We start from the raw sequence: 21,609 nt of genomic DNA on the forward strand, positions 1-21,609 counted from the left end.
CGGCATTTTTATTAAGGCTGTTGTTGATTAACTCGCACTGACCTGCCGCGGTAATTCTGTATTACCAATGGTTTCACCACGTGGCCCCAGCCGTGTTGATCCCTCATCCTTTGAAAATAGAGGCATCACTCTTTCAGCGAACGACCAAGCCTCTTCCAAATGCGGGTAGCCCGATAAAATAAATTTACTAATCCCCAACGCTTGGTACTCACGTATCCGCTCGGCGACTTGTTCGGCATCCCCGACGAGCGCCGTCCCCGCTCCCCCGCGTACCAGACCGATCCCTGCCCATAAGTTAGGTGAAATCTCTAGATTATCCCGTGAGCCACCATGTAATTCACGCATTCTAGCCTGCCCGGTAGAGTCCATCCTTGAGAAGATAGTTTGCGCCCGGGCGATAGTCTCATCATCGAGGTGTGCAATCAGTTGCTCGGCTGCTTGCCAAGCCTGTTCTGCGGTATCGCGAACGATGACGTGTAGACGGATCCCAAACTCTACGTCTCGTCCTTGTTGTGCGGCACGCTCCCGCACCTTCGCGATCTTCTCGGCCACTCGCTGAGGAGGCTCCCCCCACGTCAGGTAGGCATCGACATGGGTCGCGGCAACATCGACGGCGGGATCGGAGGATCCACCAAAATAGATAGGAGGACCATTTTTTTGATGGCTGGGAAACAGCAGTTCTGCGTTGTCGACTCGGAGTTGCTCACCCTGATAACTCACTTTTTCCCCTGCTAACAAGCGACGATAGATCGTTAAAAACTCACGAGTAACCTGATAGCGCTGCTCGTGGTTTAGGTAGATACCATCGCCTTTATTCTCCTCAGGGTCCCCGCCTGTCACCACATTAATAAGTAAACGCCCGTTAGAGATCCTATCCAAGGTGCTCGTCATCCTTGCTGCCAAGGAGGGTGGCTGTAAGCCTGGGCGTACCGCGACTAAAAACTTTAATTGACGCGTGAGGGGAGCCAACGCGGAGGCAACCAGCCAAGAATCCTCGCAACTCTTACCGGTGGGGATCAAGACTCCGGTATAACCTAAATTATCGGCAGCCAGAGCAATTTGCTGTAAATATGGGAGGTCGACCGTTCGCCCGCCCTGTTGCGTACCCAGGTAGTGTCCATCGCCGTGGGTAGGGAGAAACCAAAAAAATTCGGGTGAGCGCGTTGTCTCGTTCATGACTCTTAACCTCGTTATTCTTCTACGATTAAATGGCTTGGCGTGCGTGCTCTGTCGGCGATGTTTCTGGCTGCATAATCGCCTGCAAGATATGCTGTTCAAGTTTTGCGATACCCGGTTGCGTCGCGGTACGGGGATACGATAGCGGTACGTCGACGTCCATCCCGACAACGCCCTTATCTAACATTAATACCCGTTGAGCTGTCGTCACGGCCTCGCTCACATCGTGAGTAACCAGTACTACGGTAAACTTCCAGGTCTGCCACACGTCAATTAATAGTTGCTGCATCTCCAGGCGAGTTAGCGCGTCGAGCGCACCCAGCGGCTCATCGAGTAACAGTAGGCCTGGTCGATGAATCAATGCGCGTGCGAGTGCGACCCGTTGCTTTTGCCCGCCAGAGAGCGTCTCCGGCCACTGTTCGGCTTTATCCGCTAAGCCGACTGCCGTAAGTACCGCTTGCGCCTCTTGCCGCCACTGCCCCTTCAGCCCCAAGCCGACATTTTCGATAACCGTTTTCCAAGGCAGTAAGCGAGGCTCTTGAAACATCAATCGAATTGCGGGACCCGAGTGGCTTAACGGCTGTTCATTTGCGTGTAAGTCGCCGGTTGTGGCGGTTTCAAGCCCCGCGAGTAATCTTAGTAAGGTACTTTTCCCGCAGCCGCTCCGCCCGACGATAGCGACGAATTGCCCGGCAGGGATCGCCAGATTGAGCGCTTGTAACACCGACTGTGAGCCAAATTTTTTTGATACTGCGCTCAAGGCGAGGGAAAGGGACTCGGTATGTTTAATCAATCGAATGTTTCTCATACAGAAACCTCCTCTTTACGCCATTGGGTGTGCCACCGTAATAATCGTCTTTCCAATAAACTGGTCAGGAGATCGGAAAGCTTTCCGAGCAGTGCATAGAGGAGGATGGCAAATACCACCACATCGGTTTGTAAGAATTCTCGTGCGTTCATCGCGAGATAACCAATCCCAGCATTGGCTGAAATCGTTTCGGCAACAATCAGTGTTAACCACATCAGGCCTAATGAAAATCGTACGCCGACCAATATCGATGACATCGCACCGGGAAGGATCACTTGCCAGAACAATGCAAACCCCCTCAAGCCATAGCTGCGCGACATTTCAATTAACTGTTTATCGATTTGGCGAATACCGTGTGCGGTGTTGAGGTAGAGTGGGAAAAATGTCCCCAAGGCAACTAAGAAAATTTTCGCCCGTTCATCAATGCCGAACCATAGAATCACCAAAGGGATCAGTGCGAGGTGGGGGATATTTCGCAGCATCTGTAATGTACTATCGAAGAAAAGTTCTCCGGTTTTCGATAGACCGGTAATAAGCCCCATCACCAACCCAGCGCTCGCCCCAATCGCGAACCCGACGATAGCGCGCCATGCGCTAATCGAAAGGTTACTCCATAATTCACCACTTTTTATCAAGCTCCATGCCGCGGTAAGAATGTGCAAGGGTGCAGGCAATACGCGGTCAGAAATCCAGCCACTTGCCGATCCCAGCTGCCAAATGACGATTAGCGCGATGGGGAGGATCCAAGGAAGAACGGTGCGTGTCACCCGCGTTGGTTGCGTCATACTCAACTCCAATTCGTTACAGATAGCGGTATGGCTCGATAGCTAAGCCGAACAGGTAGTTAAGCGGATTTGGATTGAGATGAAAAATAAGGATAAGTACTTATCTAAGACGAAATTTAGCTTTAGCCAGCACTGAATGGCTGGCTAAGGAAGGACGATGATTAATTGACGCGTTTCAATAGCTCGAACATGCTAGTGAAAGCTCGCTCGGTGACCTGTGGATGATACTCAGCCACCCCCGGATTGTTGGCGGTTTCATCGGTAAAAGAGTGTACCGCATCGTGGTAACTCACCAATTGCCAATCGACATCAACGGCAGTCATCTCATCAACAAAAGCTGGCAGTTGCTCGCGAGGGACTAAAGGATCTTTCGCGCCGTCGAGTACCAAAATAGCGGCCTTAATCTGGGTAGAGTCGTAAGCCCCACAAGTATCTAAACCACCGTGGAAAGAGATGGCCGCACGAATATTCGCCCCGCTACGTGCTAGCTCTAACGCACAATGCCCCCCGAAACAGAAGCCGAAGGCTGAAATCTTCTCACTATCGACGGTGGCAGTAGTCTGCTGTGTTAGCGCATCGATAGCCGCTTTCATCCGCCCGACTTCTTCGGCGGTATTTTTTACCGCCATCATCGCCGTACCTGCTTCATCTGGATTCGTGGGTCGAACCGTTTCACCATAGAGATCGGCAAGCAACACAACGTAGCCTTGCTCGGCGACTTTTTTCGCCAGCTTAGCGGCATTGTCTGTGACGCCTAGCCAGTTAGGTGCCATGACTAAGCCGGGTAATGGATGAGTCGTGTTGCTGGGGAACACTAAGGTTCCGACTAACGCCGTTTCGTTGGCTTGATAGCGCAGGGGTTGGATAGTAATCTGGCTCATAATTCCTCATGCTTCAAATAAGTGTCGTCACTCAACTATAGCCAATGTTTACAGCCGTTGACTATCGCAAGACGCTAAGCCAATATTCCAAAAGTGCTAAATAAACCCAGGTAGCCATATTTAAAGCTTCATGATAGCACCCACTGCCAGCATTATTTTGTGGCGTAAGAAGAGGAGCGAGGATGGTAGATTTATCGGTAATGGTTCCCGCACTACTTATTTATAGCCTAGGTACCGCCGCCCCTAGACCTGCGAACTTATCCATTGCTACCTTGCGATGAGTTAAGGAAGGCGGGCAAGTTTTATTCTCGCTGGCGGCATTGTCACAGGATCACTCTGCTGGGGGTATTAACGGCACTCGGGGTATCAACGCGACTACTCTGCGAACCGCACTTCTTGTTAGCGCTAAAATTAGCCGGAGCACTCTATTTGTTATGGTTAGCAAAGCAAGCGATAAGGGCGCCATGCTACTTCCCCTGCCCCTGTCGCGAACTATTACTGGCAGGGGTTAAGCCTACATCTTACTAATCCTAAAGCTATCCTCATAGGGTTGACCGTGACGAGCATCGGCGTGTCTACGCACTCGACCCCTTGGACAACCCTGTTACTCGTCATGCTCTGCGCTATCCTTGGTATAATCATTTTCAGCCTGTACGCCTTCTGCTTCTCTACTGAAACGGCACAGGGCATCCTCTCTCGTTATCATCGACTCATCAATCTATTCTGTGCGGGATTTTACACCTTGGTGGCTATCGGTTTTCTGGTATCACTCTTTACATGATGAGAGAGAATCGTCCACTCACCCATCCTGACGATGGGTGAGTGACTCGTGAGATACTTACCACGCGCGGATAACATCACCATGGTAAACGGCTTGTGCCTTAGCCTCTACTTCCGGCGATTGGAAGGCCTGCTTGAGCTGTTGCAGCTTAGTTTCATCCTTGTCTGCCTCACGAACGACTAAGACATTCAAATAAGGTGAGGCTTTACCTTCCATAAATAGTCCATCGCGTGCCGCGGACAGACCAGCCTGTGAAGCAAAGTTATTATTAATCACCGATAACCAGACTTTCGGATCGTCTAATGACCGCGTGAGCTGTGGCGTGTCGACTAACACGAACTTAAGATTTTTAGGATTAGATTTAATATCCAACACCGTCGGCAGAAGGCCTTTACTTGGATCGACCGTAATCAACCCTTGCGCTTGTAACAACAGTAAGCTGCGGCCCAGGGTCGTTGCTTCATTGGAAATCGTTACCGTCGAACCCTCTGGCAACTGATTTAAGTGCTTAATTTTAGAGGAATAAGCGGCAATCGGAAAAATAAAGCTTTTACCTAGGATAGCGAATTTATACCCGCGTTCTTTGGCTTGCATCTCTAGATAGGGTACGCTCTGGAAAGCGTTAGCATCGACATCTTTATTCGTCAGCGCTTCATTCGGTTGTACATAGTCGTTAAAACTGACGACCTCAACGTTCAGTTGATATTTATCTTTCGCGACTTGCTTCACGGTATCCCATACCGCTTGGTCTGGTCCTGAGTTAATAGCAACTTTAACGGTATGTGCGTCTTCTTGTTTACACCCGACTAAACCCAGTGCACAAACGGCTAAAAGAGAAGAAATAATTATTTTTTTCACTACGACGTCCTCACCCAATCTAATTTTGATCGAGTATATTAGACATTTAGACGTCTGTACATCTAGTAGTTTAGATTAATTCGGGTACCCTCTTTGTCCTGATCACTGAATTGAATATTGTTGGAAAGGTTCATGCTAAAACTAAGAGTTATTATTCCAGGGCTGATTGTTTTATGCACGGCGGTATGGTGGCTAATGCCCCACTTTACCGACCAAGACAAAGCGTATTATGTGTCGCTCTATTGCTTACAGCCTACGGGATCTAGCCAACAGATCGAGAAGCGAATAGAGCAAACCGTTGAGAATAATAATCAGGACTACGCGTTGAAAAAACGTCATTTCTCTCCGTTGCTGGCAAAGCATATTCAAGACGCGTGGGATCGCCTCTCACCGGCTCAACAACAGCAGGCCTCACAGCGCAACCAATGTGAACAAATACTTTCACAACAACTCAATATTCCCGCGCCTATCACCCGTTAATCTTTTCGCGCGACTGGCAGTAAAGTAATAGCCAACGGTAAGCAGTTGTCTTCGCGGCTTACCGTTTTAAAGCTACCCTTATCGCTTCTCGACTTGTTGTACATAGCGAGAGAGCGGGGCAATCTGGCTTATCACTCGATTCTGCTGTAAAAAATCGCCCATTCTTTGGTAGCGTTCTGCGCTAAAGGCCGCGCTTTTTTGAGCAAATACCGGAAGAGTCGCCTGCCATGCCTGATGATTTAGCGGGGTATTCATCTCTGGATAACGTTTAATAAAGGCTTGCCACGCTTGTTGTGGATGAGCTTTTAGCCACGCAGTCCCCTGATCTAACGCGTCAAGAAAAGCCCCTATCCATGGCTTTTTCGCTTCATCCTGTTGTGCCAAAAGGATCAGCTCATCATACGCTGGAATACCTGACTGCTCGGGACGAAAAACGACAGGATGAACCCCTTTATCCTGTAAACTTATGAGTTCATAGTTACGATAAATCGTCATCGCCCCATCGATACGGTGCGTGAGTAAGGCCGTAGTTGCCGCCATATTGAGATTCACTAAGGTAACAGAGCGCGGGTCGACGCCTGCGTGAATAAGCATTTGCTTAATAGCGATATCCTCAAATCCGGGTATCGCATAGCCAATCGATTTACCTTTAAAATCCGCCAAGCTATGTATGGATGACGATAACGTGGTCAGGGTATTAAGCGGCTGATCGATTAAAGTGCCTACGCGTATCACCGGCACCTTTTTCTCGACCAGCGTATAAAGTTGGGGTTGATAGCTTACCGCAATATCCGCTTTACCTGCGGCTAATAGCAACGGTACAGAGGCTGAATCGGCCGGGGCAATGAGATCCACCGCCAACCCCTCGCGTGTAAAAGCTCCGCTGTATTGCGCGGCAAACAGGGAGGCATGATTAGGGTTCACAAACCAGTCGAGAAGGACTCGTACTTTCTGTGTCCCCGCCTCTGCGTGCATCATACAAAGCATAGCGAAACAGCTAATGAATAATTTTTTCACTCTTTATCCTCAACAAGTAGGCCATAAAAAATAGCGTCGCAACCCTTGTACGACAGCAGAAAGTACCACCGCGATAGCCATTAAACAGAATAGCGCCGCAAAGCTGGTCGCCGTTTCCATTCGAGCGGTGGATTGCATCATCAAATACCCTAAGCCTTGGCTAGCCCCCACCCACTCCCCCAGTACTACGCCAATCGGCGCTAAGACGACTGCCATATGTAAACCAGAAAAGAAAAAAGGTAAGGCGGCCGGCCACCGAACTAACCAAAAACAACGCCACCGCGACGCTTGTAAAGTGGCGGCCAAGTCAAGCCATGTCGGGGGCACGCGGCATAAACCGTCGAATAACGTCAGGCACACAGGGAAAAAAACAATCAAGGCGGCGACCACCACTTTTGAACCCATACCAAAACCCAGCCATAGCACCAGAAGAGGCGCCAAGGTGAACACGGGGATAACTTGGCTTGCCATCACTAACGGATACAGTAAACGTCGTAGCCAATCGTGACTGGCCATGGCTACCGCGACGATGACGCCAGCGCCTACGCCGAGTAATAATGCTAACCCCATCTCACTAAAGGTCACGATGGTTTGTGCTAGCAATAGCGCATACTGTTGTGCAAAAGCTGTAATCACCTGCCGTGGCGTGGGTAATAAGTAGAGGGGGATCCCTTGATGATTTAACGTCACCCACAGCACCAGAATACATCCAACAAAATAGAACAGATTAATCAGCCGAGGTTTCATACGCCTCCAATTGCTTGAGCAGAGCGGCCTGTTCAGTAAGGAGACGCAGATCATCGGCGGGGCGAGGAGTCTCTCCTATGGGGGCGGCTAGCGGGATCGCCGTGAGTGGCGAGCTATGCAGCAGAACAATCTCATCGGTCAGGCGGCAGGCCTCGAACGGGTCGTGCGTCACGATGATGACCGTTTTGCCCTTCAGTAACCGCGCGGTCAGCGTTTGTAGCCGAAGTTTGGTCACGGCATCAAGCATGGCGAAAGGCTCATCCATCAAGATAATCGACCGATCGGTATAGAGCGTACGTGCCAATGCGACCCGCTGGCGCATCCCTCCCGAGAGCTGATGGGGTTTGGCCGCCATACGTTGACCAAGCCCCACTTTCTCCAGCAACTGATCCGCACGTCCACGGTCTGGACGTTGGCCGGAAAGCATCGCGGGAAGTAATACGTTATCTCGAACAGATAACCATGGATACAGCTGATCCTGCTGCCCCATCCACGCGATCTGCGTAGGGTCGGTGATGACCGTTCCATGCTGGGCCGAAGTCAAGCCTGCAAGAAGCTGCAGCAGACTACTTTTCCCAACACCACTCTGCCCCAGTAATGCTGTCGTACACCCTAAAGAAAATATGAGTGAGAAGTCGTGCAGCAGAGGCTGCTGCTGCCACGAGAAACTGACATTATCGAAACCGAGCATCAGCGATCTCCGGCTGCCAGCAGTACAATATTATCAGCGCCTCGTTGGCGTAATACCCGCTCAGCCCGTGCAGCACGTAATCCAGTACGACAAACAAAAACTAAGCGCCGGTAAGTAGGGAGCGTCCATGTCGAGAGTTGTGTTAACGATAAGCGGATCGCGGCGTCACTGACGCTGGCGGGAGCCTCTTCGCGATCCCGTAGCTCGACGATCAGATCGTCCTCAAGCAATTGGGATCGATCAATAAAATGTAGGCTCTCTTCGATCGGTTCGGCCGCAGAATCGAAACGGAATTGACTAAATTGCCAATCGCGAAAGTTTGCGCTGACAAGGCAGCCCAACGGCGATGGGGTCATCTGTAACAAATAGCTCAACACCATTTGTGCCTGAATCGCCGCCACGCAAGCCACGACAGGCCCTAATACCCCAGCACTTTGGCAGTTCCCCGCTGTATCAGGAAGTTGTGGGAAGAGGGCTCTATAGCTCGGCGCCCCGCCACAAAAGCCCCCGACATAGCCCTGCATGCCTAATACCGAGGCGCTAATCAGCGCCATCCCATGCGTCTTACAGGCGTCTGAAAGGAGGTAGGTCGTGGCAAAATTATCCGCAGCGTCGATGACGACATCGATACCACGCAAAGCATGGCGTAACGTACTAGCCGTAAGGTGAGTCACTTCCGGTTCAATAAGGACATCGCTGTTGCATTGGCTGAGTAGCACACTCGCGCAGAGCGCTTTAGCTTTACCTATATCTTGCTGCCGAAATAGGGTCTGTCGGTGTAAATTATGTAACGCGACCTGATCTGCGTCATATAAGCGGATCTGGCCGATACCGGCCCCGACCAGTTGTGGGAGCAGCGTTGCACTCAGACCTCCCGCCCCCACGACTAGTATTTTAGCCTGTTGCAGCCGACGCTGACCCTGTTCCCCTATCTCCGGTAACTGCATCTGTCGTTCGTAGCGTTGCATCGCTGCTCCTCAGGTAAGATTCGCCAAGCCGAATAACGGGGTGGAGGGAACCGCCATATCCCGTTGTTCCATTAATCCCGCATGGTGAGCCAAATAGCCCGCCGAAATTGCCTGTCCAAAAGCCAGCGCCATGGCGACCGGGTCACGGGCCTTGGCCACGGCAGTATTCAGTAAAATACCGTCGAATCCCATCTCCATCGCTTGCGCCGCATGGGAGGGTGCGCCGATCCCCGCATCGATGATCATCGGGATCTCGGGGAAGGCAGATCGTAACGCTTGCAGGCCTTTAAGGTTATTTAAGCCTTGTCCCGAGCCAATTGGGGCTCCCCATGGCATCAAGACCTCACATCCCGCGGCGAGTAATTTTTCCCCGACGATTCGATCCTCAGTGGTGTAAGGAAAGACCTGAAACCCTTCAGCACAGAGGATTTTTGCGGCTTCCACCAGCGCGAAAGGATCGGGTTGTAAACTCTCGGCATGACCAATAACCTCAAGCTTGATCCACGGCGTATCGAATAACTCTCGGGCCATATGCGCAGTGGTCACTGCTTCTTTCACCGTATAACAGCCTGCCGTATTCGGTAATAGACGTACTGAAAGCTGCTGGAGGATATCGCGAAATGCCTGCCCTCCAGCCCCTTCTCGACGTAAACTCACGGTAATAACCTCAGTCCCCGATGCTTTAATCGCCTCACTCAATACAGCGGGCGAAGGATAACCTGCCGTGCCCAGTAAACAGCGTGACGTTAATGAAGTTCCGTAAAACATGGTTTAGCCTCCCTGCATCGGCGATAACACTTCGATTCGCATCCCACTATGCAGCCGTAGGGTGGAATACTGTGCTTTTGCAATAAACTGCCCATCGACCGCACACGCGACAACGCTAAGATCGATCTGTTGCTCACTCAATAACGTGTCTAAATGCGTAGCCTGAGTCGTCAGCGACTGGCCATTAACGAATATCTGCATTGCTCTTTTCCTTGGCTAACTGCTCAATAAGTTGCTCTGCCATACTGGGCGCGAGTAAAAAACCGTGGCGATACATCCCATTAAGATAGAAACGGTTATGGTGATAATGAACGCTGGGGAGGTTTGTAGGATAAGCAGGACGTAAGCCGCTCGCGGTCTCTAGAATTTCTGCCTCTGCAAAGGCCGGGTGTAAGGTGTAAGCCGCGCTTAATAACTCCATCGCGGCTCGCGCACTAATGCCTCGCGCGTCATCGGTCTCGACCATAGTCGCCCCCAACATGAACTCCCCATCCCCACGTGGCACTAAATAACAGGGAAAACGCGGGTGCAGTAGCCGAACTGGGCGCGTAAAAGTAACCTCTGGGGTATGAAGACGTAGCATCTCTCCCCGTACCGCACGTAGCTGCGGTACCTGTGGGCGGGCGAAAATACCTCGACAGTCGATCACGCGACCCGAAGGAGAAGACTGATGGAAGGGGACACCTTGTTCACGCAGCCGCTGGCTGAGGAAGGTTAACGCGTGGCGCGGATTTAAATGCCCCTCTTGCGCGAAAAATAGTCCGGTTTCGAAACGGGTGCCGAGATCCTCTTCAATATCCCTCGGGGTTACCCACTGGAAATGTGACGTTTTGCTGGCGAAGACGTTGAGCTCGCGCTGATCTCTGGGCGGTGCGACGACGAGGGTGCCGTGTTGTTCCACACCGGGCACTCGCTGGCGCCACCATGCGAGCGCATACTGGCCAAGCCGCACCACCTCGCTTGGCGCGCTTTCCGCTTCACAATAGGGTGCGAGCATCCCCCCTGCCAGCCACGACGCGCTGGCATAACCGGGATGTTCAATAATTTCGACCTGTTCGCCGTGTTCAACTAAGAGCGTTGCAACGCAAAGCCCACTGACGCCGCTGCCTAAGATGCTCCAGCGACTCATGGAATGACCTGATATAAAGATGGGGATAACATTGATGGCCTCTTAACAAGAGACCCAGGTAAGGCAGAGGGAGGGCGGCATCTCCCGATAAAGGGATCAGCCAAGCTGCTAGTTAGCAACCCGTCTTCCTACGCCAGTATCAACTGGGTCAGGTTCAAAGGGTCGCTGTACGGCGTTATACGCTATCAGCCTCTCAGTCTCTTTCGCGAGACTCCCCCGACTCCACTAGTTGTAATAGAGTGCGAGGGGCGAGTCAAGTCCTGAGCAGAGAGATACGGGGGTAATTACCGCCCTTTCTTTTGGCGGCCAGGTTTAGCGAACTTCTGACGCGCGGCAGGTTTTTTCGCAGTGCGCGCGGGCATTACTGGCGGGGCAATATCCGGTCGTTTTAACGCTTTTTTCACCGGTTTTTTCTCGACGGGTTTATCTTCCGACGATGAGTCCTCGATCAAATTAAACAGCGCGATCAGCTCGTCGTCCGTCAGGTCTCGCCATTCGCCTAATGGGATACCCGTAAGTTGTACATTCATGATGCGCGTACGTTCGAGTTTAGTGACCTCAAACCCAAAATGCGTACACATCCGGCGGATCTGCCGATTGAGGCCCTGTACGAGGATGATACGAAAGACGTGAGTATCGAGCTTCTTAACCTTACATTTCTTCGTTACGGTACCGAGCATAGGGACACCCGCGCCCAAGCCTCGGATAAACTCATCAGTAATCGGTTTATCGACCGTCACGATATACTCTTTCTCGTGATTGTTGCCAGCTCGCAGGATCTTATTCACCAAGTCACCGTGATTGGTTAAGAAGATCAAGCCCTGCGAATCTTTATCGAGTCGTCCAATGGGAAAAACGCGCTTACTGTGATTCACGAAGTCACCAATATTGTCGCGCTCGGTTTCTTCCATCGTGGTAACAATGCCCACCGGTTTATTCAGCGCGATAAGCACTAAATCGTCATCATTGCGCGGTTCGATCAGCTGACCATTAACCATGACTTCATCACCAGGATAAACCTGCGCCCCAACGGCGGCGCGTCGCCCATTGATAAAAACATTTCCCTGCTCAATGTAACGATCGGCATCGCGACGAGAGCAGATACCACTCTCACTAATATATTTGTTGAGACGTACAGATGTGTTGGTCAGCATGGTTCCTCCGAAAAAACGGACTATACCTGATTTTTTCGTCGGTTTCGAAAGAGAATATTGCAGTGAGGGGGAACAAAAAGAGGTTCCCCCGTATCGTTAGGCAGAGAGGGTCTGTAAAGCGTGGGCAATACGACGACCCGCTTCGTCGGCACTTTCTTGCGTCAACATAGAGTAGGAAAGACGTAGCGCGTTAGGCTCCGGGTTTTCGGCAAAAAATACGTCGCCCGGTACAAATACTACTTTCTCGGCAATACAGGCTTTCAGCAACTGCCTAGCATCGACGCCTGCGTTAAGATGGCACCATAAAAACATACCACCTTCTGGACGGTTAAAGGTTATGGCATCGCCAAGATGGCGCTGTAACGCCGCAATTAACCAATCGCGACGCTGTTGATACGTCTCTCTTAATAGGGCGATACGCTGATCGATACGACCAGATGCGATATAACGCGCAGCGATATGTTGGTTAAGGGTCGAGGTATGAAGATCAAGGGCTTGCTTGGCAACCGTAATCGCCATCAGAAATTTTTCTGGCAGGGCTAGCCACCCCAATCGTAAGCCAGGGGAGAAAATTTTGGAGAAGCTCGACATATAACAGACGTTATGATCGGCACCATATAACTCTTGGGCTAGTGAGAAAAAGGTGGTACGACGCTGCTCAGTGAAAGAGAGATGTCCATAGGGGTCATCTTCAACAATGACGACCTGGTAACGGTGAGCCAACTTCACGATTTCAAGGCGTTGCTCATCCTCGATCATCCGTCCCGTCGGATTGGCAAAGGTCGGGATCAAATACAGCATCTTTACACCGCCCGCGGCTAACCGCGTTTCAAGAGCAGCCACATCAATATTCTCACCTTGATAAGCCAGCTCTTCAACAACCGCCTCGGTATAATCTAAGAGTTGCAGAGCGGCTAAATAGGTCGGCCGTTCTACCAGTACCACATCGTCTTTCTCTAAAAAGACGCGGTTTAGTAGATCAATACCCTGCTGAGATCCGTTGGTAATGAGAATCTGATCAGGACTCAGGCTGAGCCCAGACTTCTGGCTCCAGACTGCAATGCTCTCACGTAAAGGCCGTTCTCCCTCGGTTACCGAATATTGAAAAACGTCACGGTGGTCCTCCGCAAGGATCTGGTGCACCACCTGATCGATTCCTTCAACATCAATCATATCCGTAGCCGGGATCCCGCCCGCTAAGGAGATAAATCCAGGCTCTTTACTAAATTTAAGTAATTCTCTAACCGGTGAAGAATGGATCGCTGCGGATTTCTTAGAAAGCATGCGTTAACCTGTCGCCCTTAACATGATAAATGTTGATAAGATTTGCTCAACCTTAGCAAAATAAATTCTCGCCGTCATGGGCAACTCGTGGCAGAGGAATGCGTAAACCAAGATGATTTTTTTAGGAAAAACCCTTGTTCCACTAGGAATATCTAAATGAGTAGCCGTTAAATTATATTTAAAATAAGAAATAAAAATAATAACAGAAAATAGTTAGTCGCCATAATAAAATATTAATAATAAAATATTAAATCTAATTATTTAAAAACCCCTCTAGCAAACACTAGTTTTCTTTAAATATTTTCGGAATTATGTTATAAATAAAATTCGTAACGGATTATTTACATAGAGATTTCTATGATCACGCATACTGTTATTTTTGCTCCGATTGGAGAAGCGAGTAGAACAGAACAAATCACCCAAAGACTCTCTAATGCTATTATTTCTGGTTTATTAGAAAAAGGCGAGCAGCTACCAAATGAAACAGAACTCGCGAGAATGATGGGGGTTTCTCATATAACTATTAGAGATGCACTAAATACCCTGAGAAGTAAATCGCTCATATATACTATCCGTGGACGTAATGGTGGAAGTTTTATTAGTGATGATATCGAATCTTACGTAAAATATTTTCATCCCTTTAATAATGTCAGTTCCGATTTTTTAGCAGACATCGGTGAGATGCAGAGTGCACTGATTGTTCATTGTACCCGACTGTCAGTAAGACGAATGACTGACGAGGATCTCGAATCATTGGCTAGCCTAATCGAGGCACTCGAAAAATCTGACTCTCCACAACGTAAAACGCAAGCTGATATGCGTTGCTTACTGACACTCGCCGCGAACTCTCAGTCCGCACGATTAGCGGGACAAGAGTTAATAATTTTGACAGAATGGGCCCCTCTCATCTCTCTCCTTTATAAAGAAGATGCATTCCATATGGAAAGTTGTCGCCACTATCGACGCCTTATTAATGCTTTAAAAGCGCGAGACGAACCTCTAGCCAGCAAAGAAGCACACTCTTTGGTCGAATTTTTCATTTCTTCGTTAATTGAATACAAAATAAACTTCGTTTAGTACAAAGCTCAAATTCAGGATGAAATGAGACAAGATGCCAATAGGGAAAGTAAAAAAAATATCTGATGATTCATTTTCAATTATTGAAAATATTACGAAGGATTTTTCATTTTCTATTACTAAGATAATTTCAGAACTACAAAAAAATATCGCCACCACCTTAAAATTAGAAAAAAGAACTAAAGAGCATATATTACTATCCGCTAATAAATTACTCACTGATAACCCCATCATTTCCGGTGCAGGGTTTTTACTTTATGACCCTAATATAATTAATTCGTGGCAGGTCACTTGGTTATATCGACCTGAATACCTTAGCACGTCCAATCGACTTGCGTTAAATAAGGCCTCGCAACCATTACTGGACTATCATACTTTCTCGTGGTTCGCGAAAGCTAAGGAGTCAGGCAAGGGATATCTACATGGCCCCTATGTCGACTATGTTTGTAACGCGAGCTATACATTGACTTATCTATTCCCTCTCTACGAAGGTAAGCAACTGATCGGGATCGCTGCAACAGATATACTGGTCGGCAAGTTGGAGCAGATAATACGCGACACACTTGCGCATGACCGAACACCGATAGTGATGGCAACCCCTGATGGACGGGTCCTCTTTTCTAATCACTCTCACTATCGAGTCGGCGATATCCATCACCCCGCACCTTTAATGCGGACATTAAACAGTTCCCACTTTGTTCTGTGGATAGCTGAGGATAAATAAGGTGCAACAGCTCATTCATCTGCCCTAAATCAGAGCATCTCACTCAAGCAGTACGGCAGCAAAAGCCCACAGGGCCTTCGCTGCTTGAGTGTAACTTTTGGCCCAATAATTGCTTAGTTGAAACATAAGTTTTCAGTTACGTTATAAGGGCCGCGGCAATGACATACACACTTTCCAAGATACGCCACTCCATCTTTATCCAAGTACTAATCGCATTGGCCATCGGTACGGCCTTAGGCTGCCTCTATCCTGCCATCGCCGACTCACTAAAACCCTTAGGCGATAGCTTTATTAAACTAATCAAAATGGTCACCGCTCCCTTAGTTTTCGTGATCATCGTGCAAGGTATCGCCTCACATAGCGAGCTTAAACAGGTTGGACGGATCGTGGGTAAAACGTTGCTTTACTTCGAGGTCATAACGTTATTTGCCTTATTACTTGGTCTAGTCGGGGCGCAAGTGACGCACATAGGAGCAGGTATTCATCTCTCCACCCTGAACGACGCGCAGAATAGTCAGCTTACTCAGCTCTCTTCACTGCATAGCTTTGGCGATTTTTTCCTCAACCTCATTCCTGATACGTTTATCGGAGCCTTTGCCCGTGGCGATACCCTACAAGTTCTTCTAATTTCTATCCTGTTTGGTGTGTCATTGAATATCAGCGGTGATGCAGGAAAGCCGGTCATTACGTTAATTAATAGCCTTAGCCACATATTATTCCGTTTGATGGCCATCCTCGTGAAGGCCGCGCCGGTTGGTGTACTTGGTGCTGTAGCCTATATGGTGGGTCATTATGGTGTCCATTCCTTAACCAGCCTGCTTGGCTTCTTACTACTCTATACTGGCATCTGTGCGCTATTTGTTGTCGTCGTATTGGGAGGGATTACCAAATTTACCGGTATAAGCCTTATCTCACTGGTACTTTATCTTCGCGAGGAGCTGACCATCGTACTTGGGACCACCGCTTCGGACGTTGTTTTACCGCAACTGATGAAGAAATTAGAAGCTCTTGGTATCAGTAAATCGACCGTCGGCTTAGTGATCCCGACAGGTTACTCGTTTAATCTCGATGGATTTTCTATCTATTTAACGCTTGCCGTGGTCTTTATCGCCAACGCCACTGGTGTTCATCTCGGTTGGAGCGAAATGGCATTAATTTTGGGCGTCGCCGTGTTCACGTCAAAAGGCGCTCATGGCGTACCAGGCGCGGCCATCGTGATCCTTGCCGCCACCCTTTCAGCCATCCCTTCGCTTCCGCTGGCCGCACTCGCTTTTTTACTGCCTATCGATTGGCTTATCGGCATCCCACGGGCGTTAACCAATGTCTTAGGTAACTGCGTTGCCACGTTAGTGGTAGCGAAATGGGAGAATGACCTCGATCTGACACAGGCTCGCCAAACCCTCAGTCAGTCTAAATGTAATAAAAGTGTAAAAAAAGAAACCTCTTTAGCCATTGAGTAAAAAAATCTTCACTACACTTTCTAGACATTCATCACAGTTTTGGAGTGCTCGTGAAACCTCTTTCCCTCATTGCCGCGGTACTAATCGCGGCGATTTCCCCGCTGACTAGCCAAGCCGCTTCAGACGTTATCGCGAAAATCGAGGCGCCTTACCCTGACGTGTCGGGAATAGCGGTTAATCAGGAAAATCGTATATTCCTCGGCTTTCCGCGGCATTCAGACGAGCATGATCAACCCGCATTAATGGAGCTTATTCAGGGTAAGCTTCGCCCCTATCCGAATAGTGCCTTGGGCCACCCACAACAGGGCAACTATACAAAATGGCTAGTGTCGCCTCACGGCATGTTTGTCGACAGTAATGATGTGTTATGGGTACTTGATGATGGAAAGATCTCGGGGCATCCGTCGATTCCACAAGGGGCAGCTAAGGTCGTCGCTATCGATACTCATACTAATAAAGTAGTCAAAACCGTTGTCATTACACCGCCGGTGCTCAACGACAGCTCGCATTATAACGATTTACGTATCGACCTGATTCACGGCAAAGAAGGCACTCTGTATATCGCGAATTCAGGCTTCAAACAACGCTACTCCTTGGTAGTCATTGATGTCGCCAGCGGTCAACAGCGCGAAGTGTTGGTCGATCATCCCTCAACCTCTCCAGACCCCGGATTCATGGCGTTTATCGAAAATAAACCGGTCGTCTTTAATACTGAAACCCCCAAGCTTCCACAAGGGGGAATCGATGGTGTCTCGCTTTCTCCCGATAGCAAAACCTTTTACTGGACATCATTAAGCGGCCGAAAACTCTTTAGTTTACCTACCGCTCTCCTCAGTGATTTTTCTGTCTCTGAAGCGAAGCTTGAACAAGCCGTTAAATTCGAAGGCGAGCACCCCGCTAATGATGGAATGGCGGAAGATGAAAAAGGAAATCTTTATTTCGGCGCTTACGAGCAGCAATCGCTGGTCAAACGCGATACAAAAGGAAAATTTTACTTACTGGATCACAATGTGCACGACTTAGGCTGGCCAGATGGCTTGGCTTACCGTAATGGTTATCTCTACACCACACTCGGCCAATGGAACCGTACCGCTGACCTCAACGACAACCATGACCTACGTCAACGACCTTTTTTAGTCATCCGTACGCCAACTCACTAACGTTAAGGCACTACTCATGCTCTTAACCATGTTCAGGAGTTTATATGAGTAGTGATAGCTTGATTTTATTCTCTTGTATCGCCGCATTAGCGGCGATCATTCTGTCAATCGCCTATGCCAAACTTCCGCCCTTTCTGGCCATCTTTCTAGGAACGATCCTTGCCGGTCTTATTGCTGGAGTGCCGTTAGAACACATCGCAAAGAGCTTTTCGAAAGGAGCCGGCGGGATACTAGGAGAAAGCGGGTATATTATCGCGATGGGGGCGATGCTAGGGAGTCTGATGGCGAACACCGGGGCTGCAGATAGGTTAGCTGAATTTATTATTGCAAAAACCTCCTCCCGCCTGCTGCCGTGGGTAATGGCCTTTACCGCCATGCTAATTGGGTTGCCGCTATTTTTTGAAGTCGGTCTGGTACTTATGCTCCCCCTAATCGCGACGGTCAGTGCCCGTTCAGGGCAATCATTATTACGTATCGCGGTACCCGTATTGGCAGGCTTAACAACACTCCATGCGCTAGTCCCACCCCATCCTGGTCCAATTATCGCGATAACTACCTTACACGCCGATATGGGTTTAACGCTACTACTCGGTATTGTTATTGCGATTCCCGCAGTTATCTTCGCAGGTCCGCTGTATGGGAAGTGGCTAAGTCATAAGCCGAGCCTGGCGACGGTTACTCAGCTTACTACCCTTCCCGCTTCGGTACCGGTTGCGCGCTCGCCCTCTCTACCCCTTGCTATCGGAGTGATAATACTTCCTGCCCTACTCATGCTCGCGCGCAGTCTTTCGCTCTATATCTTCAACGGTCAGTCTGCGCTAGCACAATTTTTCGACTTTATCGGCGAACCTCTTATCGCCCTAACACTCACCGTCTTGGTGGCTCTACTCACCCTTGGATGGAGGAGTGGGATTGAGAAAAAGCAATTAGGTGAGGCACTCACCGCCAGTATTGCACCAGTAGCAGTACTCCTCCTCACGATTGGAGCAGGGGGCGGTCTGAAGGGGGTACTGGTCGAGGCCGGTATCAGCCAAAGTATTACTCATTTTACCCATCATACTCATGCCCCACTCCTCTTATTAGCGTGGGGCATTGCAGTAGCCTTACGTCAGGCGACAGGATCAGCAACCGTCGCTACCACCACGACAGCCGGTATCTTTGCCGCCAGTTTCCAAGGCTTACCTCCTTTAGAGAGCAGCCTTATTGCACTATCTATCGGCGCAGGTTCAGTCTTTTTTTGCCATATTAACGATGCTGGATACTGGATGATTAAATCCTTTTTTGACTTAACACTTAAACAAACTTTATGGATATGGTCATTACTCCAGACCATCGTTTCGCTAATCGGTCTGATGATGGTAAGCATACTGTGGTGGGTGCTGATATAAAAAACTAGCCGGGGTCTCTGTATTTACCTTATTACAGGGTTGCAAGTAACACATTAAAAGATAATAATTCTCGTTCTTATTATCATTATGGATTTTTTCTTACCGAGGATCCATTAAGTCACTTGCGCCCTGACTATTGAGGTAAATAAAAATAATGAAGACGTTATTCCCACTTAAGCGTCATGCTCTTTTCGTCTCTCTGGCACTCACTACTTCTTATTCTATACATGCCGCCGACAATAATACTGTCGTCGTCACCGCCACCCCAGAAGAGTCTGCGACATCGAAAACGCAGGGCTATACCGCCAAAACCAGTACTGGCGCGAGTAAAACTGATCAACCGCTGATCACCACCCCACAATCCGTCTCGGTGATCACGCGTCAGCAAATTACCGATCAAGGTGCTATGACGGTTAACGATGCGCTGAACTACACCGCCGGAGCGTTCTCCAATTTTGCTGGCGGGGCCACCCGCTACGATACGGTGGCGCTACGCGGTTTTCACGGCGGTGACGTCGATAATATTTTTATCGATGGCCTGCGGATGATGAGCGATGGCAGTACCTTCAACGTGCTACAAGTCGACCCTTGGTTTCTGGAGCGCATCGACGTCATCAAAGGCCCGTCCTCCGCGCTCTACGGTCAGACCGTGCCGGGTGGCTTAGTCATGGAGACTTCCAAGCGACCGCAATTTGCGGAAGAAGGGCATTTTAAGACTTACTACGGTAACCACAGCACCACTGGCGTGGCTATGGACTATACCAATGCCATCAATGACCAGTTAGCGTTCCGGTTAACCGGTATCGCGCATCAAAGCTATTCTCAATATGAGAATACCCGCGAAGAGCACTACGCTATTTCGCCATCATTACTCTGGGAACCAGATAGTGATACCTCGCTCCTCATTAAGGCCTACTTACAAAAAGACCCTTCTGCGGGCTTTCACGGCTCCGTTCCAGCCGATGGCTCGTTGTATAAACATAATGGCCGAAAATTAAGTACAGGCTTTAGCGATGTTGACCCTAATTTTGATCAATTCAAACGCCACGAACAAATCTATAACTACGATTTTACCCATACCATTAACGACACTTGGTCGGTGCACTCGACAGGTAGCTATAGCCACTCCAATGTCGATGTCGATCAGGTTTATCAATCAGGCTGGCTGGGAACAAGCGATACCTTAAATCGTGGCTACTCCAGCGAGCGGTCATCGCTGTCGGCAGCGGCTACCGATAACCAACTGATCGCAAACTTCAATACGGGGCCTGTAAAACACCAAGTCGTTATCGGCGCTGAATACCATCAATTCAAGAATAACCACGACGATGCTTACGGGTCAGGGCGTAGTTACGATCCCTTCAGTGGCGAGATAACCGGTGTCACCACCCCCCCGAGTTATACACACACGCGAAACCGCTATTACCAAACTGGCGGCTATTTACAAGACAGTATGATCCTAGATCGCTGGCACTTAGACCTCTCCGGACGCTATGATCGTATCGTCTCGAAAAGTGAAGTGTTAGGGAGTGAAAAACGTCGGCAAGACGATCATATTAGCGGCCGTGCCGGTCTACTTTATGCCTTCGATAACGGTATTTCGCCTTACCTAAGTTATAGCCAAGCTATTAGCCCACAATCACTGACGGATATTAATGGCGACTTACTAAAACCGGCAACGGCTGAGCAATATGAAGCTGGCATAAAATATCAACCGGTGGGAAGCAGCGATCTTTATACCGCGGCAGTTTACGATCTCACTCAAAAAAGCGTGGCGAGTAGAGTCCCGCTACAGAGCTACTATACCCCGGTGGGTAAAATGCACTCTCGCGGTCTGGAGCTGGAGGCACATAATCAGCTTACCCCACGCCTTAGCTCAATCGTTACGTATACGATTAACCATGTTCGTATTGAGTCTAAGGATGATACCAACGGCAACACCCCGTATATCACCCCAAGCTCAATGGCGTCGGCATGGTTAAATTATAAATTTGATTACGGTATTACGACCGGTGTCGGGGTTCGCTATATCGGAAGACAATGGGCCGATAATGAAAATACTCTACGCGTTCCTTCGGCTACCCTGGTTGATGCCTCAGTACGCATGGATCTCGGGGCTTGGCGTTCGCAGTGGAAAGGGGCCTATGTACAGCTGAATGCTAAAAATCTTGGCGGACGAGATTATGTTGCGGCTTGCTACAGCAAATCCTCGTGCTATTGGGGGGCGGAGCGCTCTGTGATAGCTACCGTCGGTTACGACTTCTAATCTTAGG

Annotated in this window: 22 protein-coding genes and 1 riboswitch; of the genes, 8 read left to right on the plus strand and 14 right to left on the minus strand. The window is 49.3% G+C overall.

What is annotated here, in order from left to right; genetic code table 11:
• Positions 1–27: 27 nt before the first annotated feature.
• From ssuD to HGT70_RS10710, 4 genes are all read right to left on the minus strand, one after another.
• Complete coding sequence (ssuD, locus tag HGT70_RS10695; protein ID WP_071432810.1) at positions 28–1,176, minus strand: FMNH2-dependent alkanesulfonate monooxygenase; 1,149 nt, start codon at positions 1,174–1,176, stop codon at positions 28–30.
• Between the two features lie 28 nt (positions 1,177–1,204).
• Complete coding sequence (locus tag HGT70_RS10700) at positions 1,205–1,984, minus strand: ATP-binding cassette domain-containing protein (protein WP_071432813.1); 780 nt, start codon at positions 1,982–1,984, stop codon at positions 1,205–1,207.
• A complete protein-coding gene (gene ssuC, locus HGT70_RS10705; RefSeq protein WP_071432815.1) occupies positions 1,981–2,769 on the minus strand; it encodes an aliphatic sulfonate ABC transporter permease SsuC in 789 nt (262 codons plus the stop codon). Before ssuC ends, HGT70_RS10700 begins: the two co-directional genes overlap by 4 nt.
• 161 nt (positions 2,770–2,930) lie before the next feature.
• The gene (locus HGT70_RS10710; RefSeq protein WP_214195809.1) at positions 2,931–3,650 is read right to left on the minus strand and encodes a dienelactone hydrolase family protein; all 720 of its coding nucleotides are present in this window, start codon (positions 3,648–3,650) and stop codon (positions 2,931–2,933) included.
• Positions 3,651–4,188: 538 nt separating this feature from the next.
• On the opposite strand from HGT70_RS10710, the gene HGT70_RS16635 reads away from it, so the two are divergent.
• Positions 4,189–4,431 carry a hypothetical protein gene (locus tag HGT70_RS16635; protein WP_232527064.1) on the plus strand — a complete coding sequence of 81 codons (243 nt, stop codon included), beginning with the start codon at positions 4,189–4,191 and terminating at the stop codon, positions 4,429–4,431.
• A 57-nt stretch (positions 4,432–4,488) separates the two neighbouring features.
• Here HGT70_RS16635 and HGT70_RS10720 read toward each other — a convergent pair whose 3' ends face one another.
• A complete protein-coding gene (locus HGT70_RS10720; RefSeq protein WP_244968917.1) occupies positions 4,489–5,247 on the minus strand; it encodes a MetQ/NlpA family ABC transporter substrate-binding protein in 759 nt (252 codons plus the stop codon).
• A gap of 174 nt (positions 5,248–5,421) precedes the next feature.
• Here HGT70_RS10720 and HGT70_RS10725 point away from each other — a divergent pair, with 174 nt between their 5' ends.
• Positions 5,422–5,769 (plus strand): hypothetical protein, encoded by a 348-nt coding sequence (locus HGT70_RS10725; RefSeq protein WP_071432821.1) that lies wholly within the window; start codon positions 5,422–5,424, stop codon positions 5,767–5,769.
• Positions 5,770–5,847: 78 nt separating this feature from the next.
• On the opposite strand, the gene HGT70_RS10730 is transcribed toward HGT70_RS10725, so the two are convergent.
• The 9 genes from HGT70_RS10730 to HGT70_RS10770 all read right to left on the minus strand — a co-directional run bounded on the left by HGT70_RS10730 (position 5,848) and on the right by HGT70_RS10770 (position 13,527).
• Positions 5,848–6,786, minus strand: coding sequence for an ABC transporter substrate-binding protein (locus HGT70_RS10730; protein ID WP_342355577.1), 939 nt, complete (start codon positions 6,784–6,786; stop codon positions 5,848–5,850).
• A gap of 9 nt (positions 6,787–6,795) precedes the next feature.
• On the minus strand, positions 6,796–7,533 hold the full coding sequence (locus HGT70_RS10735; RefSeq protein WP_214195810.1) for an ABC transporter permease: 738 nt from the start codon (positions 7,531–7,533) through the stop codon (positions 6,796–6,798).
• Positions 7,514–8,224 (minus strand): ABC transporter ATP-binding protein, encoded by a 711-nt coding sequence (locus HGT70_RS10740; RefSeq protein ID WP_214195811.1) that lies wholly within the window; start codon positions 8,222–8,224, stop codon positions 7,514–7,516. The genes HGT70_RS10735 and HGT70_RS10740 overlap by 20 nt, the downstream gene beginning before the upstream one ends.
• Positions 8,224–9,192, minus strand: coding sequence for a HesA/MoeB/ThiF family protein (locus HGT70_RS10745; RefSeq protein ID WP_214195812.1), 969 nt, complete (start codon positions 9,190–9,192; stop codon positions 8,224–8,226). Before HGT70_RS10745 ends, HGT70_RS10740 begins: the two co-directional genes overlap by 1 nt.
• Positions 9,193–9,201: 9 nt before the next feature.
• Positions 9,202–9,960, minus strand: coding sequence for a thiazole synthase (locus HGT70_RS10750; RefSeq protein WP_071432832.1), 759 nt, complete (start codon positions 9,958–9,960; stop codon positions 9,202–9,204).
• A gap of 3 nt (positions 9,961–9,963) precedes the next feature.
• Positions 9,964–10,161: a sulfur carrier protein ThiS gene (gene thiS / locus HGT70_RS10755; protein WP_071432833.1), complete on the minus strand. Its 198-nt coding sequence runs from the start codon at positions 10,159–10,161 to the stop codon at positions 9,964–9,966.
• On the minus strand, positions 10,145–11,089 hold the full coding sequence (locus tag HGT70_RS10760) for an FAD-dependent oxidoreductase (protein ID WP_071432835.1): 945 nt from the start codon (positions 11,087–11,089) through the stop codon (positions 10,145–10,147). The genes thiS and HGT70_RS10760 overlap by 17 nt, the downstream gene beginning before the upstream one ends.
• Positions 11,090–11,197: 108 nt before the next feature.
• Positions 11,198–11,317, minus strand: a riboswitch (TPP riboswitch).
• 56 nt (positions 11,318–11,373) lie between these two features.
• On the minus strand, positions 11,374–12,243 hold the full coding sequence (gene rluF, locus HGT70_RS10765; RefSeq protein ID WP_071432837.1) for a 23S rRNA pseudouridine(2604) synthase RluF: 870 nt from the start codon (positions 12,241–12,243) through the stop codon (positions 11,374–11,376).
• Positions 12,244–12,339: 96 nt separating this feature from the next.
• Positions 12,340–13,527 carry an aminotransferase-like domain-containing protein gene (locus HGT70_RS10770; protein ID WP_071432839.1) on the minus strand — a complete coding sequence of 396 codons (1,188 nt, stop codon included), beginning with the start codon at positions 13,525–13,527 and terminating at the stop codon, positions 12,340–12,342.
• A gap of 357 nt (positions 13,528–13,884) precedes the next feature.
• Here HGT70_RS10770 and HGT70_RS10775 point away from each other — a divergent pair, with 357 nt between their 5' ends.
• From HGT70_RS10775 to HGT70_RS10800, 6 genes are all read left to right on the plus strand, one after another.
• Positions 13,885–14,604 carry a FadR/GntR family transcriptional regulator gene (locus HGT70_RS10775; protein WP_214195813.1) on the plus strand — a complete coding sequence of 240 codons (720 nt, stop codon included), beginning with the start codon at positions 13,885–13,887 and terminating at the stop codon, positions 14,602–14,604.
• A 34-nt stretch (positions 14,605–14,638) separates the two neighbouring features.
• Positions 14,639–15,328: a cache domain-containing protein gene (locus HGT70_RS10780; protein ID WP_214195814.1), complete on the plus strand. Its 690-nt coding sequence runs from the start codon at positions 14,639–14,641 to the stop codon at positions 15,326–15,328.
• Positions 15,329–15,486: 158 nt separating this feature from the next.
• Positions 15,487–16,788 carry a C4-dicarboxylate transporter DctA gene (gene dctA / locus HGT70_RS10785; RefSeq protein ID WP_071432844.1) on the plus strand — a complete coding sequence of 434 codons (1,302 nt, stop codon included), beginning with the start codon at positions 15,487–15,489 and terminating at the stop codon, positions 16,786–16,788.
• 50 nt (positions 16,789–16,838) lie between these two features.
• Entirely contained in the window at positions 16,839–17,948 is a 1,110-nt protein-coding gene (locus HGT70_RS10790; protein ID WP_214195815.1) for an L-dopachrome tautomerase-related protein, read from the plus strand.
• A 44-nt stretch (positions 17,949–17,992) separates the two neighbouring features.
• Positions 17,993–19,336: a GntP family permease gene (locus tag HGT70_RS10795; RefSeq protein ID WP_214195816.1), complete on the plus strand. Its 1,344-nt coding sequence runs from the start codon at positions 17,993–17,995 to the stop codon at positions 19,334–19,336.
• 154 nt (positions 19,337–19,490) lie between these two features.
• A complete protein-coding gene (locus HGT70_RS10800; protein ID WP_214195817.1) occupies positions 19,491–21,602 on the plus strand; it encodes a TonB-dependent siderophore receptor in 2,112 nt (703 codons plus the stop codon).
• Positions 21,603–21,609: the final 7 nt, after the last annotated feature.

It is taken from the genome of Rosenbergiella collisarenosi (genome assembly GCF_018494085.1).
GTDB lineage: Bacteria > Pseudomonadota > Gammaproteobacteria > Enterobacterales > Enterobacteriaceae > Rosenbergiella > Rosenbergiella collisarenosi.

Coding starts and splice junctions, on each gene's coding strand:
- rluF (WP_071432837.1), bottom strand. CDS start 12,243: ATGCTGACCAACACATCTGTACGTCTCAACAAATATATTAGTGAGAGT.
- HGT70_RS10770 (WP_071432839.1), bottom strand. CDS start 13,527: ATGCTTTCTAAGAAATCCGCAGCGATCCATTCTTCACCGGTTAGAGAA.
- HGT70_RS10795 (WP_214195816.1), top strand. CDS start 17,993: ATGAGTAGTGATAGCTTGATTTTATTCTCTTGTATCGCCGCATTAGCG.
- HGT70_RS10800 (WP_214195817.1), top strand. CDS start 19,491: ATGAAGACGTTATTCCCACTTAAGCGTCATGCTCTTTTCGTCTCTCTG.
- HGT70_RS10760 (WP_071432835.1), bottom strand. CDS start 11,089: ATGAGTCGCTGGAGCATCTTAGGCAGCGGCGTCAGTGGGCTTTGCGTT.
- HGT70_RS10710 (WP_214195809.1), bottom strand. CDS start 3,650: ATGAGCCAGATTACTATCCAACCCCTGCGCTATCAAGCCAACGAAACG.
- HGT70_RS10735 (WP_214195810.1), bottom strand. CDS start 7,533: ATGAAACCTCGGCTGATTAATCTGTTCTATTTTGTTGGATGTATTCTG.
- HGT70_RS10700 (WP_071432813.1), bottom strand. CDS start 1,984: ATGAGAAACATTCGATTGATTAAACATACCGAGTCCCTTTCCCTCGCC.
- ssuD (WP_071432810.1), bottom strand. CDS start 1,176: ATGAACGAGACAACGCGCTCACCCGAATTTTTTTGGTTTCTCCCTACC.
- HGT70_RS10775 (WP_214195813.1), top strand. CDS start 13,885: ATGATCACGCATACTGTTATTTTTGCTCCGATTGGAGAAGCGAGTAGA.
- dctA (WP_071432844.1), top strand. CDS start 15,487: ATGACATACACACTTTCCAAGATACGCCACTCCATCTTTATCCAAGTA.
- HGT70_RS10750 (WP_071432832.1), bottom strand. CDS start 9,960: ATGTTTTACGGAACTTCATTAACGTCACGCTGTTTACTGGGCACGGCA.
- HGT70_RS10725 (WP_071432821.1), top strand. CDS start 5,422: ATGCTAAAACTAAGAGTTATTATTCCAGGGCTGATTGTTTTATGCACG.
- HGT70_RS10740 (WP_214195811.1), bottom strand. CDS start 8,224: ATGCTCGGTTTCGATAATGTCAGTTTCTCGTGGCAGCAGCAGCCTCTG.
- HGT70_RS10745 (WP_214195812.1), bottom strand. CDS start 9,192: ATGCAACGCTACGAACGACAGATGCAGTTACCGGAGATAGGGGAACAG.
- ssuC (WP_071432815.1), bottom strand. CDS start 2,769: ATGACGCAACCAACGCGGGTGACACGCACCGTTCTTCCTTGGATCCTC.
- HGT70_RS10780 (WP_214195814.1), top strand. CDS start 14,639: ATGCCAATAGGGAAAGTAAAAAAAATATCTGATGATTCATTTTCAATT.
- thiS (WP_071432833.1), bottom strand. CDS start 10,161: ATGCAGATATTCGTTAATGGCCAGTCGCTGACGACTCAGGCTACGCAT.